Raw genomic sequence first — 15482 nt, 5'->3', positions numbered from 1 at the left:
AAAAAAACAAATCAAAATATATAAAAATTATTTACTTTTTAACAAGAAAAACCGCCTCAGTTGTGAGACGGCTTCTTAATATTAATAAAAGAATTTATAGTTAAAATTTCAAACGATAATATTCAAGAAAAATATCTAATATATTTTGAAAATAGATATTTAAAGATCCCTAATATTTTATCTCCTGATAATATATCAAAGATAGAATATATTTTAGATAAGGATTTATTAACTAATTTTTTTATTGACTATGAAAAATCTTCTGATGAAATTAAAGCCATTTTTAAAAGTGAATTAATAAATTTTTTAGACGAGATAAATGAAGGAGAAAGATTAAAATTTTTATACTATAATTTTTCTGACTTTTATAAAAGATGTATAATAGGATATGAATATTATATAAAAGATTTTTCATACATTAAAGTTAAAACAGAATTAGATAATGCTGTTTTGGATTTTTCAAAAAATATCAGAACTGTTGTAAATGATTCTCAAAATAAATTAATTATAATTCCTGCTGCAGTAGTTTTAGCATTTACAACATTTGAAGTAAAAGAACCATTTAATACTAAAAACATATTTATTTTAGCTTCTTCTGTACTTTTTGCTTATATGATGGATTCTTTTGTTAATAATCAAAAGTCAGCTTTGGAGATTATCAAAACAAATATTACTAATTATAAGACACTTTTCTTTAATGAGAATAAAAATAAGAATAAGAACAAAACTGAAAATTTAAATGGAATGATATTAGATTCCTTTAAAAAAGCAGATAATGAACTTCAAAGACAAGAAAATTGGATGCTAGGAATAAAAATTATAAATTGGATTATTCCTATTTCGCTTTTTGTTTATCTTTTAACATTAATTTATAATTTACGTTCGTATTAAAAAGAATTATCTTTGCAGTCCAAATATTCAGAAAAATGTTTTCAAAAATAATAGTACACAGAGTCGGAAATAAGATCAACGGAGATTCGCTGACACTTTCCCAGGAGGAATTGAAGCTGGAAGAAGGTATGGCAGAAATGCTTGAAGATTACTTTTTAGGATCCTTTAAATCGGAAGAAACTTTCCATTTTTACAGTGATACTTACTTAGTCAATAATCCGGTGTACAGCGCTGTATCAGAAATTTTTGATGACAAAGCAAAGTTCATCTGGGAATCTGAGAATATTGCAAAACATCTTTTCGAAGCGGCAGAAAACCCAAGAGTTCAGAGTGGGGAGCTTTTCATCGTTCTTTTCGAGGATGAAAGTGACCGTCCTGATAAAGTGGATAAAATCGGGATTTTTAAAACAGAAAAGAGAGAATCTTTCCTGAAAATTAATCCTGCTGAAGAAACATTTGATATTGAAAAAGATCAGGGAATCGGGTTATCTAAAATTGATAAAGCGGCTTTGATCTACAACAATAATAAAGAAACAGGATATGTACTTTCTGTGGTTGACAACAACAAAAACGGAGATATGTATTACTGGTTCGAAGATTTCCTGAAAGTAAAACAGCGTGATGATGAATATTTCCATACGCAGGAAGCTTTGATGGTATATAAAGACTATATCACAAAACAGCTTCCTCAGGAATTTGAAGTGTCCAAAGCAGATCAGGCAGATTTCCTGAACAAGTCTATCAATTTCTTCAAAGAAAAAGAAGAATTTAAGCTGGATGAATTTGCCAGTGAAGTATTGGGGGACGAACATGTGATTGAAAGTTTCGTGAACTTTAAAACAGATTACGAGCAGGATATGCAGGTGAATATTGCGGAAGAATTCCCGATCAGTGAAGCGGCAGTAAAAAAGACTCAAAGACACTTTAAAAGTATCATTAAGCTAGATAAAAACTTCCACATCTACATCCACGGAGACAGACAAAAAATCGAAATGGGTGAAGATGATAAAGGAAAATACTACAGACTTTATTTCGAAAAAGAGGTATAAAAAAGAAGTCTCCCATTCATAATAATATCATAACTTTATTCCTGATTACAAAATAACAGTTATGAAATTGATGATCATTTTCTGGGGCGCTTTTCTCTTTTTTTTCTGCGTTCCTTTTCCGATTCTTATTTATATGATGACGGAAGAACTTGCAACAGAACCGAGGAATTCATTAGCGGTAAGCTATGGATTTCTCGGTTTTTCTTTGTTAATATGGGGATATGTGATTATTTTCTTTATCCATAAGCTTTTCATTACAACTTTTAAAGAGAAGAATACCATTCAATCCATTTTGCGGAACGGAATTCCAAGAGAAGCTGAAATCATTGATTATAAACTTCTGAAATACATTCCGGAAACCCATATGAATGTCATTCAGATTGTACTTTCATTTCCCAATCTCAGCAATGCACTGATAGAACATGAAATGATGTTTCATGACTCCAAACCACAGGAAAAAAGATTTGATGTCGGAAACAAAGTCAAAGTTTTACTCAATCCTAAAGTTTCACAGGAGCCTTACTTTATTTTAAGTGATCAGAAAGTGGGCTTTAATACATCAGGGATGATGTTAAGAATTGCATTTCTTGTATTACTTTTAGGTTATGTAATTGGTTTATACTCTTATTTTTATTGGAGAGAGTCCTTTGATTTTGGCTGGAGATTTATGACATTCATGCACCCGATTATTTTCAGTGGAGTGATGACGATTATTTATGTATTGATTTTTCAATTTATTTTCAGTAAGTTTTTTAAAAATAAAAAAGAAGAACGCATCCTTTTTTCAGGAAGAAATGCCAAAGCCCATATCATCAGTGTAAGCCAGACAGGCCTTACGGTGAATGACCAGCCACAAATCATGTTTCAGGTAAGTTTCAAAGATTTCAGAGGTATTGAACATATTGCTGTTTATAAGAAAATTGTCAGCCTTTTGAAGCTTTCTTCCATTCCTAAGCAAGGAACTATTGAGATCATGTATGACGAAAACGATCCGAAGAAAATAATGATCCCTAAAGGAGTCTAGGGCAGGAATGTAAAATATTAATTCACCTTTTACTCTTTTATCTTATTCATTACCTTTGCCTCCTTAACCTAAATCATATGAAAACAACACTTGTCGATTTAACAAAGCCGATTCAGTATAATGCAGGAGACCCATGGTTCATGAGGGTGAAAATCAAACATAAAGCACATAGAAAATCACATTGGTTGATTCGTCTGGCGTTGAGGCTTCCGTCAAGGCTTTTTCCTAAAAACTGGATAGGCTGGGCAGATGATACCATTAAAAATATGGGACTTCATGCCACGACTCACATAGATGCGCCATGGCATTATGGACCTGTTGTAGAAGGAAAACCCGCTAAAACGATAGATCAGATTCCATTGGAGTGGTGCTACGGTGATGGAATTGTGATCGACTGCACGCATAAAGAAGATTTTGTTGCCATCACCATTGATGACCTTAAAAAAGATCTCGATAAAAACGGAATCACTATACAGGAAGGAAATATCGTACTGATCAGAACCGATCGTGATAAAATGATGGGCACTCCGGATTTTGTAGAAAAAGGGACAGGAATGAGTAAAGAAGCTACAGAATGGCTGATTGACCAAGGCGTAAAAGTAATGGGAATTGACCAATGGGGCTGGGATCTTCCGCTGAAATATATGGCTCAGAAAGCCAAAGAACTTAATGATCCGGAATTCTTCTGGGAAGGTCACCGTGTAGGAATTGAAAAAGAATATCTGCATATCGAGCAACTTACAAATTTAAGTGCATTGCCTCCATCCGGATTTAAAATCTGTGTATTTCCGCTTAAAATTGTGGGTGGTTCTGCAGCTCCGGCGAGAGTGGTGGCGATGATGGATGTATAGAAAAAATCATCTCTGACAAAAATAAAAAGGACGAATTTGAAGATTCAGATTCGTCCTTTTACATGTATCATCTTTATTTTCTCAGCTTAATTCTTCTTCCTGAAAAACAAAGCTCTGTTATACTCAAAATTCATTCTGGCGATATTCAGCACAGAAATTCCTTGTGGACATTCCACTTCACAGGCTTCCGTATTGGAGCAGTGCCCGAATAATTCTGTATCCATTTGGGCAATCATATCCAGCACTCTTTTGCTTCGCTCTTCTTTTCCCTGAGGAAGAAGCGCCATATGGGTGATTTTTGCAGAGGTAAACAAAGCTGCACTTCCGTTTTTACAAGTGGCAACACAAGCTCCACATCCGATACAAGCCGCAGAATCAAAAGCTTCTTCAGCCGTCTGATGAGTCACCGGAATAGCCGTAGCATCAGGTGCCTGCCCTGTATTGACAGATACAAAACCTCCTGAAGATATAATTCTGTCAAAAGCAGAACGGTCTACCTTTAAATCTTTTTTTACCGGAAATGCTTCAGCCCGGAATGGCTCTATCAGAATCGTTTCTCCATCTTTAAAGGAACGTAAATGAAGCTGGCAGGTAGTTGTATTTTTCAAAGGACCATGGGCAATACCGTTAATCATCATCCCACATTGTCCGCAGATTCCTTCACGGCAGTCGTGATCAAATTCTACAGGTTCATCCCCTTCAATGATCAGTTTTTCATTCAGGGTATCCAGCATTTCTAAGAAAGACATATGGGAATTTAATCCTTTCAGGTCATAGCTCACAAGCTTTCCTTCACTTTTTCTGTCTTTCTGTCTCCATATCTTAAGATGTAAATCCATAATTTTTGCTTTTTATTTGTAACTTCTTACCGTTGGCTGAATCTCTTCAAAGATCAGAGGTTCCTTAATCAGTTCAGGTTCTCCATTTTCACCTTTCCATGCCCAGGCAGAAATAAATTGGTATTCCGTATCATTTCTCATGGCTTCTCCATCCGGAGTCTGGAATTCTTCTCTGAAATGAGCACCACAGGATTCGTTACGGGTTAAGGCATCATAGCACATCAGTTCTCCTATTTCAAAATAATCGGCTACACGGCCTGCTTTTTCCAGCTCAGTATTCATTTTATCTCCCTGTCCGGAAACTCTTACGTCTTTGTAGAATTCCTGTTTCAGTTTTCGGATTTCCTGAATGGCATATTTTAATCCTTCTTCATTTCTTGCCAGTCCACAATAATCATAAAGGAGTTTTCCTAATGTTTTGTGGAAGTAATCAACGGTTTTTGTTCCTTTGATATTAATGAAATCGTTGATCTGATCTTTAACAGCTTTTTCGGCCTGCTCAAATTCAGGAGTATCCGGTGAAATTTTTCCGGTGTGAATTTCATCCGCCAGATAATTGGCAATCGTGTAAGGAGCAATGAAATATCCATCTACAGACGCCTGTAAAAGAGAGTTGGCTCCTAATCTGTTGGCTCCGTGATCGGCAAAATTAGCTTCACCCAACGCAAACAATCCCGGAACAGTAGTCATCAGCTCATAATCTACCCAAAGACCACCCATTGAAAAGTGAGCAGAAGGGGAGATCATCATGGGTTCTTTATACGCATCGTATCCTGTTATTTTAAGATACATATCAAATAAGTTTCCATATTTTTCCTTAATCTTATCTTTTCCCTGTTCCTGAATTGCTTTGGAAAAATCAAGATATACTGCATTTTTCAAAGGTCCGATTCCGAAACCTGCATCAATTCTTTCCTTGGCGGCGCGGGAAGAAATATCCCTTGGAGCAAGGTTTCCGAAAGCAGGATATCTTCTTTCAAGGTAATAGTCTCTTTCATTTTCCGGAATATCATTTGGTGGTCTGTTTTCCCCTTCTTTTAAAGGAACCCAGATTCTTCCGTCATTACGCAATGATTCAGACATTAAGGTCAGTTTAGACTGATAATCTCCGGATTGTGGAAGGGAAGTAGGGTGTACCTGAATCCAGCTAGGGGAAGCCATTAAAGCTCCTTTTTTATGGGCTCTCCAGATTGCAGAACCGTTACATCCCATGGCAAGAGTAGAAAGGTAATAGATTTTTCCGTAACCTCCTGTTGCCAATATTACGGCGTGGGCTGCATGTCTTTCAATGTCTCCGGTATCTAAATTCCTTACGATAATTCCTCTGGCTTTCCCATCAACAGTAACCAGATCCAGCATTTCATGTCTTGAAAATAATTGTACAGAACCTTTTCCGACCTGTCTCATCAATGCCTGATAAGCACCCAGAAGAAGCTGCTGTCCCGTTTGTCCTCTCGCATAGAAAGTACGGCTTACCTGAACTCCTCCGAAGGATCGGTTGTTCAGATATCCACCATATTCCCGCCCGAAAGGTACACCTTGTGCTACAGCCTGATCGATGAGGTTCAAAGAACATTCTGCCATTCTGTAGACATTGGCTTCACGGGCTCTGAAGTCTCCTCCTTTTAAGGTATCTACAAACATTCTGTAGACACTGTCACCATCGTTTTTATAGTTTTTGACGGCATTCACACCTCCTTGTGCTGCTACAGAGTGCGCTCTTCTCGGGCTGTCCTGGAAACAGAATGATTTCACATTATATCCCATTTCCCCTAAAGAAGCTGCGATTGAGCTTCCTGCCAGACCTGTTCCTACAACAATCACGTCCAGTTTTTTACGGTTGGCAGGGTTTACGAGTCTTGCTTTCTTTTTATAATTTTCCCATTTATGTTCTAATGGGCCTTGTGGTATTTTTGAATCTAAAATCATGATCGTTCCTTTTAATGATAAGTAAAGAATACATACACCGGCATCAATGCAAAACCTACACAGATAATGATTGAATAGGCAATCCCGATAGTTTTGAACCATTGTACGAACTTAGGATGATATAATCCCAGAGTTCTTACAGCACTATGGATCCCATGAATCAGGTGATAGCATAAAGCGATCATTGATAAAACGTAAATGATAACGTACCACCATTCTTTAAAGACATTGACAACAAGAATATAGAGATCTTTATTTCCGTTCTCATCCAAAGGAGGATTTCCGAATTTGTAGATATACCAGAAGTTCTGGAAATGGATCACCAGGAAAATAAGGATTAATGTTCCTAGGATTCCCATATTTCTGGAAGCCCATTTGCTGGCTCTTCCACGTCCGTCCGTCTGGTAACCGCCTCCTGACTTTTTATTTTTTAAAGTGATCATAAGCCCGTCTACCGCATGCAGAATAATACTGGCATACAAAACATAAGAAACTATTTTGATAATGATATTTCCTGATAAAAAATGCGAATACGCATTAAATTGCAGGTGTGCCTGTTCTTGTGGAAGAAAAAGCTGAAGATTTCCAAGGAAATGAATCAACAGGAAGAATCCCAAAAAGAGTCCTGTAAGGCACATCAGCATTTTTCTTGACAGTGTTGATAACATATTTTTGATTTAATGATTAATAATATCCTAAGACTTTCATCCACAATCCTCCTACAACCATGTAAATGATCAACAGAACGATTCCTATTTCAAGACCTTTGATCCACCATGTTTTGAGTTCTACATATCCACTTCCGAAAAATACAGGAGCCGGACCGTGTCCGTAATGGGTAAGCACTCCGTAAATAGAACCCATAAAACCTAGCATCATGGCCAGTAACATAGGAGGAATTCCTAAAGAAACACCTACACCCAGTAAGGCTGCATACATGGCCGCTACGTGGGCGGTAGCACTGGCAAAAATATAGTGACTGAAGAAATACACGACAATAATTACCGGGAAAGCTACCTGCCAGCTCAGACCTCCGATCTGAACTTTGATCAGGTTACTGAACCATTCAATGAAGCCCAGTTCATTCAGAGAACTTGCCATCATTACCAGTACGGCGAACCAAACGATAGTATCCCATGCTCCTTTTTCTGCTTTTACATCTTCCCAGGTTAATACTGAGGTTAACAGCAATAATGTCAATCCAATGAAAGCCGTAGTTGTAGCATCAATAGAAAGTGCTCCCCCGAATATCCAAAGGGCTAACAAAATGAAGAATGCCAATAGCATCAGCCATTCATTTTTGGAAATAGGTCCCATTTCTTTTAATTTCTGAGCAGCCACTTTTGGAGCATCTCCTGTTTTTTTCAATTCAGGCGGGTATAATTTGTATAATACCAAAGGAACAATAATGAATGCTACGGCACCCGGAATGAAACCTGCTGCAGCCCATGACATCCATGTAATATCAATACCAAGGTTGGCAGCAAATTTCTGACACATCGGATTACTGGCTGTCCCGGTAAGGAACATTGAGGAAGCGATGAGGTTCATATAGTAACTGTTCAAAGTCAGGAATGAACCTAATTTTCTACGGGTTTCCGGCTTTTCAGGAACGGAATCAAAGCTTGTCGCCATCGATTTCATAATCGGGTAGATAATTCCCCCGCCTCTGGCTGTGTTACTTGGAATGGCAGGTGCCAGACAAAGATCTGCAAGCCCTAATCCATAAGCCAATCCCAATGAGCTTTTACCAAAAACTCTGATGAATATAAAAGCAATACGGTTTCCCAGCCCTGTTTTGATAAACCCTCTGGCAATAAAAAATGAAATCCCGATCAGCCAGATGACTTTGTCTCCAAAACCGGAAAGCGCTTTGGTAATAGATTTCCCGGCATCTCCCGGAACAATTACCTGTGTAAGGGCTGTAAAACCTATGGCCATCATACACATGGTGCCCATAGGAGCTGCTTTTAAAATAATTCCTAATATGGTTGCTGCAAAGATGGCAAACAGATGCCAGGCATTATCAGCAACACCCTCCGGCGCAGGAATGAACCAAATGATTAATGCGACAGCGAATGTAATCGCTACGTTTCTGATATTAATTTCTTTCATGAGGATAAGTGTTTTAAGTGGTTTAAGTGGTTAAAATCTACTCTGTACCTGAACAATGAATAGATTGTTGTTATATTGTAATGTGTTTTCTACTTGATGTTTATAGCGGTCAAACTGTACTCCCAGCTGAATTCTTGCACCGTAATTTTTCAGGAATTCTAATCCGACCATTGGAGTGATGGTTTGTCTTGGGTTGGAAGCCATTCTGAAATTGGTATCAAGGTATTCGTAACGGCATGATAATTCGAAGGCGCTGAGATTTTTGTGGTTGATCTCATATCTTAGATTCGGAAGAAAATAAGCACCGCGGATCAGGTATTGGTCGGGATTATCGGGACGTAATTCAGGTGCAATGGAATTGTATAGAACGTGGTTAGTTGCCTGTTTGGCTTCCAGTTGCATGTCAAGGCTCCATTTTGGATCAAATTCGATCAATGAACTCAGATCTACACCCAGTGCATATACTTTTTTGCTGAAAACTTCTCCGGTACCTCCATTCAGACCTACATTGAAGTGATATTTTTTTGATAATCCGAAAACCAGACGGGTAGAATACTGTTTTCCGTTGTCATTATCATTGATCTGGTTTTTTCCGTTCCCATTCACTACTGAAACAGCATATTGGAAAGGAATTTCTCCCAGTTGAAGTTGTCCTGTAGCAGACATCCCGATCTGAAAGCTTGTCCAGCCCAGTTTTCCAAATTCTGTATATTGATTGGACCAATCCAGAGATTTAATAATGTCAATCGGATAGGTCTCTTCAATACCGAACCAAGGTCTGAATTGTCCTACGGTAATTGCTAATTTGGGATTGAAAGTATACTTCAGGTAAGCATTTTCAAGAACTCTGCTTTTGGGATCATTTTTAAAATCAGCAAGGTTTGCCAAAACAACAACCTCTGTACGTTTACTGATCTGTGCCCGAACCTGAACCCTCATGTATTTGAGCATGAAGTTATTATCAGTTCCGGATCCATCGGTATGATGAAGCCCGTTTACATCAACATCTTTACTCATTCCTACAAGATAGCGTGCCTGAAAAAGGCCTTTGATCTGCAGCTGCGGATATTTTACATTGTCTTCTTCTTTTGGAGGAGCTGTGGTTTTCAGAGAATCCTGATTTTGCGCATAAGCTGATAACCCACAGGCCAGCATGCACAGGATCAGGCTTTTCTTTTTAATCGAAAAAAAGGCCATATCTATTTTTGTTTTTTTATTGTGAATTCTATTTTACCACATCTGCTTATCCATCCCGTCAAATATTTGATTTTCAGTATTTCGTCTAATCATAATAGGGCATACTTAGGGTATTATCTACTAAGCACGAGCATTTTTTGTGGTGAAATATCTATTTTAATCCTAAGAATGTGAACGGTGCAGACTCTTTAAATTCTGCATTGGATTTTCCGTTATAAGTGAGGTTATTGCTGAGGTCCAGTTTCATCACTTTTCCTTTAGGGCTTAAGTCGAAATCTTTAAGATCTACCCAAAAAGTGTTGGGAGTGAAAACCGTTTCAAAATAATACACCAGATTTTTCTGATCCGAAACAGAGCGCCATCTTGTTGACGAAATATTAGGCTCTGTAGCAGAAGTGATTCCATAAGGAACAGAGCAGTTTCTGATCACACTGAAAACACTGGCCACTGCTGTACGGGTATCGGCGGTCTGAGGAATCGCATTGATATAGTAAGAGGCTCTTACAAAACGGTCTGCGGCACGGTTGGTTCCCGGAAGCATCACCGTTCCCGGAATGCCCTTCCAGTAATTGTTAAGAGCAAGTTGTTCTTCAAAAACCGGAGAGTTGGTCATTACTGTGTAAGAAGGATCATGATGAATAACCAGTTTCCCGTCAATATATTCAAATACAGCATTGTCTCCTGAAGCGTCAGAGATAGAAAGATGAACCGTTGTGAATCTTTCTGTTCCGGGGATATAATCACTTACAATAACGAAAGGTTCTTTGCGTGAAAACTCTACGGCTTCTTTTACTGTAGCAAAATTATCAAGATAATATTGTGCCCATAATGAAATGGCAATTCCCTTTTTACTTCCTTTTCCATCGAATTTTGGGTATTGGGATTCTCCTAACCAAAGCAGGTTGGCAACTAATCCCTTTTCATTCATACCATCTGCTGAAGCAATGTCCCATGAAGAGCTGATGAGGCTGCCGTACTTTGCTGTCCATTTTACAGATTTAGAACCTACTTGTCCGTTGCGGTCTATTCCTTTTGGTAGTACCCATAAATTGGCGGGGATTTCGTCACGCCAGTCCATAGAACGAGCTGTAATAACAGTATTCTGGGGACCTTTGTAAACTACCCTTGTACAGGCTTCTGAAGGATTCCATAATCCTATAGAGAGGACCAGAGAAAATAAGATTAATGGGAACTTTTTCATAATAGTATTATTTGAATTTAAATTTTATATAGAATTCATTGAGAATAATTCAATGAATTTTTGTCATATTCATTATTTGGTGATATAAATTTAGCGAAATTTGTTTAAATAAAACAATTATTAAGGTTAATAATGTGTAATCCATGTTATGAATCATGATTAAAGAGTGCATTACCTGATTATTGGATTTTTTTTCGTATCTTTTAGATATTTGACATGAAAAAAAGGGGGGAATAATGAATATTTTAATGTGTTTTTGCTTCTTTTTTTGGTGGAAATCTCCCATAAATACTTGGTGGAGCAGGCTTTAAAATTAGATACCACAAAGAAGAAAGCTGTTTGAAAAAACAGTATATTTGATAGATAGACTGAAAAGATATATGAATTTTATAGAGTGCCATGAAGAACCTATCCATATTCCGGGTTCTATTCAGAGTTTTGGTTATTTGATTGGCATTGATGCAGAATCCCATACCATTACTTTTTTTAGCAGGAATATTGCGGATTTATTTAAAGTCGGAAGTTCAGAAGAGCTGTTCGGAAGAAAGATTACCGACTTTCCTGGAAGTTTTCAGAGCATTATTGATTCAGAAATCTATACTTCACTGGACAAGTTTACCAGACGTAAAAATGAAACCTATTTCGATAAGGTTTTTATCAATGATAAAGAGTATCATTTTTCTGTTTTCAGAAGTGAGCTTTATATCTTTCTGGAGTTTGAAGAAGTGATTATTAATCCTAATAAACGGATCTCCAATAAATATGATAACTTTTACATCATTGATAATGAAAAGGAACTCTGGAATCATCTTCTGGAAACGCTTTCGAAGGTGATCAACTATGATCGGATGATGGTCTATAAATTCATGATGGACGGTTCCGGAAAAGTAATTGCCGAAAAGAAGAATGAAAACATGGAAAGTTTCCTTGGGCTTCATTACCCGGAGTCTGATATTCCAAAGCAGGCAAGGGATCTTTATCTTAAAAAAAGAAAAAGAATTTTCAGTAATGTATATGCGGATACTGTTCCTATTTTAAGCAAAAGCGCAGAGAGCATTGATCTCACTTTTTCAGCATCAAGAGGGATGTCACCGGTTCACGGGCAGTATCTGAAAAATTCGGGAGCAGCTTCAAGTTTCAGTGTTTCCATTATTATTGATGACCATCTTTGGGGATTGGTTACCTGCCAGAATGTAGAACCCAAACATATAGATCTTGAGGATAGGGTACAAGCCGGAATTTTTACAACGCTTGCTGCGAATGCCTATTCATCTTTTAAATCAAAAAGCGAACTGAATTACCGTTTGGAACTGAATGAGAAAACATCTCAGCTGAAAACGGAATTTTTAAAACATAATCATCTCTTTGATTCTCTTATTGAATGTAAAAAAGAGATCAGAAATTTACCAGAAGCAGACGGACTTGCCATTGTTTCGGATGAAAATATAATTATAGACGGCAGTACACCTGATGTTGAAACAGTAGGAAGAATTGTAGAATGGGCTCTTGGGAATACTGATGAGCGTATCTATGTAAGCAGAAGCTTCCTTAAAGATCATGGTAAAGAACTTGAATTGACGGAAAATGCGGCAGGAATTGCCATCTATTTTATTGAAAGAGATAAAAATGAAATGCTGATCTGGTTCAGAAAAGAGTTTGATGAACATATCAACTGGGCTGGAAATCCCGAGAAAAAAGTAGAGGTGTTTTCTCAGAATGGAGAGGAAAAACACATGATATCACCGAGAACTTCATTCCGTATTTTTACAGAAAATATTAAAGGGTATTCAAAAAGATGGAATTCCAGAAATATAAGTGCTGTACAGGCCGTAAGGGATTTGATCTTGGAAACTTCCCATAAAAATTACAACGCCATCAAAAGGCTTAATGATGAGCTTAAAAAAGTGAATGAGGAACTTGACAGTTTTTCTTACACTATCTCTCATGACCTGGGTACTCCTCTGACTGTAATGAAACTGAATGCACAGATGCTTTTGGGAAATCTTGCAGCTGATGCTGAAAAAAGTAAAACCAAAATCAATTCAATTATTGAGGAAATCGACAATATGGCGGAAATGATGCATGATGTGTTGCAATTGAGTAGAGCCAAGCATAGTGAAATCCAACTTGAAAGTCTGAAAACAGCTCATACAATTGAGAAAATTTCTGAAAATGCCAAAATGACCTATGGCAGTCCGAATAGTGAAATTATCATTAAAGAATGCCCTGATGTATTGGCTGATAAAACCATGCTTCATCAGGTGTTTTTGAATATCATCAACAATGCTGTAAAATATTCTTCCCATAAGGATCTGCCCAAAGTGGAAATTGAAGGGACAGAAGATGGGCAGACCATTATTTACAGAATCTCAGACAACGGTATCGGTATTCCTGTGGAAGAGAAGCATAAAATGTTTAAAATCTTCAACCGGATGGATAATGCCAAGAAGTTTAAAGGAAACGGAGTAGGACTGTCTATTGTACACCGCATCATGAAAAGATTGGGAGGAAATGTAGATTTTGAAAGCAGCAGTGAAGGGACTTCTTTTATTTTAACGTTCAAAAAGCCTTATATTTGAGAAACTTTTAAAACGTTATTTATGGTATCAGAATATCTAAAACAGAATACAGCAGATTATCACGATGCAGCAGAAAAACTTTTTAATTCTGAAAAGATTTTCAACAAAACTTTCACTTTAGAAGATTATAAAAAAATCATTCATACCAATTACCTGATGCTTCTTCACAGTGAAGATAAAATATTCAGCAGCCTTTCTGATAAGTATGCAGAAAAACTTCAGCTGGATGAAAGAAAGAAGCTTTCCCTTATTGAAAAAGACCTGAAAAGCCTCTCCCTGGAAAATCAGGAAGTTTCTCATCCCCTTGAGTTCAATAACGAACATGAGGCACTTGGAGCGATGTATGTGATTGAAGGTTCTACCCTTGGTGGAAATGTAATTGCAAAGCAACTTTCCAAAACGGAGGGTTTTGATGAGGTTACCTTCAACTTTTTCGGATGCTATCAGGAAAATACGGGGCCAATGTGGAAAAATTTCAAGGAAGTTCTGGACACAGAAGTTGCTGAAGAAAACTATAATGAAGTGCTTTCCGGTGCGAAAAAACTATATACGTTTTTACTGAACGTCAACTAATTTATTTTAATTCTAATTAAATTCCTGAAAAATTGCTCAATTTTTCAGGAATTGTTAAATTTGGGGAGTTTCAAATTTAAACTTAACTAACAAAAATAATTTTTAAAAAGTAACAATATGAAAGTAACTGTAGTAGGTGCAGGCGCTGTAGGAGCAAGCTGTGCAGAATACATCGCAATGAAGAACTTCTGTTCAGAAGTAGTTTTGGTAGACATTAAAGAAGGGTTTGCTGAAGGGAAAGCAATGGATTTGATGCAAACAGCATCTCTTAACGGATTTGATACAAAAATTACGGGTACAACAGGAGATTACAGCAAAACTGCAGGTTCTCATGTAGCAGTAATCACTTCAGGGATTCCAAGAAAACCTGGAATGACTAGAGAAGAATTGATCGGTATCAATGCTGGTATCGTGAAAGAGGTTACTGAAAACTTAGTAAAACACTCTCCGGAAGTAATCATCATCGTGGTTTCTAACCCAATGGATACGATGGCTTACCTTGTTCACAAAACATCAGGTCTTCCTAAGCACAAAATCATCGGAATGGGTGGTGCATTAGACTCTGCAAGATTCAAATACAGATTGGCTGAAGCATTAGAGGCTCCAATTTCTGATGTAGACGGAATGGTAATCGCTGCTCACAGTGATACAGGTATGCTTCCATTATTGAGCAAAGCGACAAGAAATGGTGTTCCTGTAACTGAGTTCTTAAGTGATGAACAACAAAAATATGTAATCGAAGAAACTAAAGTAGGAGGAGCTACGCTTACGAAATTATTAGGAACTTCAGCTTGGTATGCTCCAGGTGCAGCAGTTTCTGTAATGGTTCAGGCGATTGCATGTGACCAGAAGAAAATGATCCCTTGTTCTTTAATGCTTGAAGGAGAATACGGACAAAACGATATCTGCCTGGGTGTTCCTGCTATCATCGGAGCAAACGGTGTAGAATCTATTGTAAACGTAACGCTTACTGCTGAAGAGCAATTGAAATTCGCTGAAGCTGCTAATGCAGTAAGAGAGGTGAATGGAGATTTGAAATTCTAATTTACTGAATCTTATATAAAAAGAAACCGTACCGAAAGGTGCGGTTTTTTTATTAATTTTGTTTTTCGTTTGAGCTATTTTTCCGATTCGCTGGCGCGAGCGTCCCGCTCGTACCCATCCTCATAAATTAACATCTATTTCCAGCACTTTCTCATAATCATCACAATAATTTCTAGCACTGCTATATTTC

General features: G+C 37.3%; 13 protein-coding genes. 7 read left to right on the top strand and 6 right to left on the bottom strand.

Going from position 1 to position 15482, the window contains the following annotated elements:
* Positions 1-450 precede the first annotated feature (450 nt).
* The 4 genes from NK356_RS23095 to NK356_RS23080 all read left to right on the top strand — a co-directional run bounded on the left by NK356_RS23095 (position 451) and on the right by NK356_RS23080 (position 3815).
* Positions 451-891 carry a hypothetical protein gene (locus NK356_RS23095; protein WP_253318154.1) on the top strand — a complete coding sequence of 147 codons (441 nt, stop codon included), beginning with the start codon at positions 451-453 and terminating at the stop codon, positions 889-891.
* 35 nt (positions 892-926) lie between these two features.
* Positions 927-1940 (top strand): nucleoid-associated protein, encoded by a 1014-nt coding sequence (locus NK356_RS23090; RefSeq protein ID WP_079242853.1) that lies wholly within the window; start codon positions 927-929, stop codon positions 1938-1940.
* A 61-nt stretch (positions 1941-2001) separates the two neighbouring features.
* On the top strand, positions 2002-2964 hold the full coding sequence (locus NK356_RS23085; RefSeq protein WP_253318153.1) for a hypothetical protein: 963 nt from the start codon (positions 2002-2004) through the stop codon (positions 2962-2964).
* A gap of 77 nt (positions 2965-3041) precedes the next feature.
* Positions 3042-3815, top strand: a complete 774-nt coding sequence (locus NK356_RS23080; protein WP_034699331.1) for a cyclase family protein — start codon at positions 3042-3044, stop codon at positions 3813-3815.
* 86 nt (positions 3816-3901) lie between these two features.
* Here NK356_RS23080 and NK356_RS23075 read toward each other — a convergent pair whose 3' ends face one another.
* The 6 genes from NK356_RS23075 to NK356_RS23050 form a co-directional block, all read right to left on the bottom strand.
* The gene (locus tag NK356_RS23075) at positions 3902-4654 is read right to left on the bottom strand and encodes a succinate dehydrogenase/fumarate reductase iron-sulfur subunit (RefSeq protein WP_034699333.1); all 753 of its coding nucleotides are present in this window, start codon (positions 4652-4654) and stop codon (positions 3902-3904) included.
* A 12-nt stretch (positions 4655-4666) separates the two neighbouring features.
* Positions 4667-6583, bottom strand: coding sequence for a fumarate reductase/succinate dehydrogenase flavoprotein subunit (locus NK356_RS23070; protein WP_253318152.1), 1917 nt, complete (start codon positions 6581-6583; stop codon positions 4667-4669).
* Positions 6584-6594: 11 nt separating this feature from the next.
* Positions 6595-7251: a succinate dehydrogenase cytochrome b subunit gene (locus NK356_RS23065; RefSeq protein WP_034699337.1), complete on the bottom strand. Its 657-nt coding sequence runs from the start codon at positions 7249-7251 to the stop codon at positions 6595-6597.
* A 16-nt stretch (positions 7252-7267) separates the two neighbouring features.
* Complete coding sequence (locus NK356_RS23060; RefSeq protein WP_034699340.1) at positions 7268-8698, bottom strand: anion permease; 1431 nt, start codon at positions 8696-8698, stop codon at positions 7268-7270.
* Between the two features lie 30 nt (positions 8699-8728).
* Entirely contained in the window at positions 8729-9895 is a 1167-nt protein-coding gene (locus NK356_RS23055) for a porin (RefSeq protein WP_034699343.1), read from the bottom strand.
* A gap of 151 nt (positions 9896-10046) precedes the next feature.
* Positions 10047-11096 (bottom strand): linear amide C-N hydrolase, encoded by a 1050-nt coding sequence (locus NK356_RS23050; RefSeq protein ID WP_034699346.1) that lies wholly within the window; start codon positions 11094-11096, stop codon positions 10047-10049.
* 380 nt (positions 11097-11476) lie between these two features.
* Between NK356_RS23050 and NK356_RS23045 the strand changes: the two genes are divergently transcribed.
* From NK356_RS23045 to NK356_RS23035, 3 genes are all read left to right on the top strand, one after another.
* Positions 11477-13675 carry an ATP-binding protein gene (locus tag NK356_RS23045; protein ID WP_253318151.1) on the top strand — a complete coding sequence of 733 codons (2199 nt, stop codon included), beginning with the start codon at positions 11477-11479 and terminating at the stop codon, positions 13673-13675.
* 21 nt (positions 13676-13696) lie between these two features.
* Positions 13697-14248, top strand: coding sequence for a biliverdin-producing heme oxygenase (locus NK356_RS23040; protein ID WP_034699351.1), 552 nt, complete (start codon positions 13697-13699; stop codon positions 14246-14248).
* A 117-nt stretch (positions 14249-14365) separates the two neighbouring features.
* Positions 14366-15292, top strand: a complete 927-nt coding sequence (locus NK356_RS23035; protein WP_034699354.1) for a malate dehydrogenase — start codon at positions 14366-14368, stop codon at positions 15290-15292.
* The last annotated feature ends 190 nt before the right edge of the window (positions 15293-15482 follow it).

The sequence above is a fragment of the Chryseobacterium sp. S0630 genome (assembly GCF_024158915.1).
In the GTDB taxonomy this organism is placed as follows: domain Bacteria; phylum Bacteroidota; class Bacteroidia; order Flavobacteriales; family Weeksellaceae; genus Chryseobacterium.
This window is presented reverse-complemented; position numbering and strand designations above follow the sequence as displayed.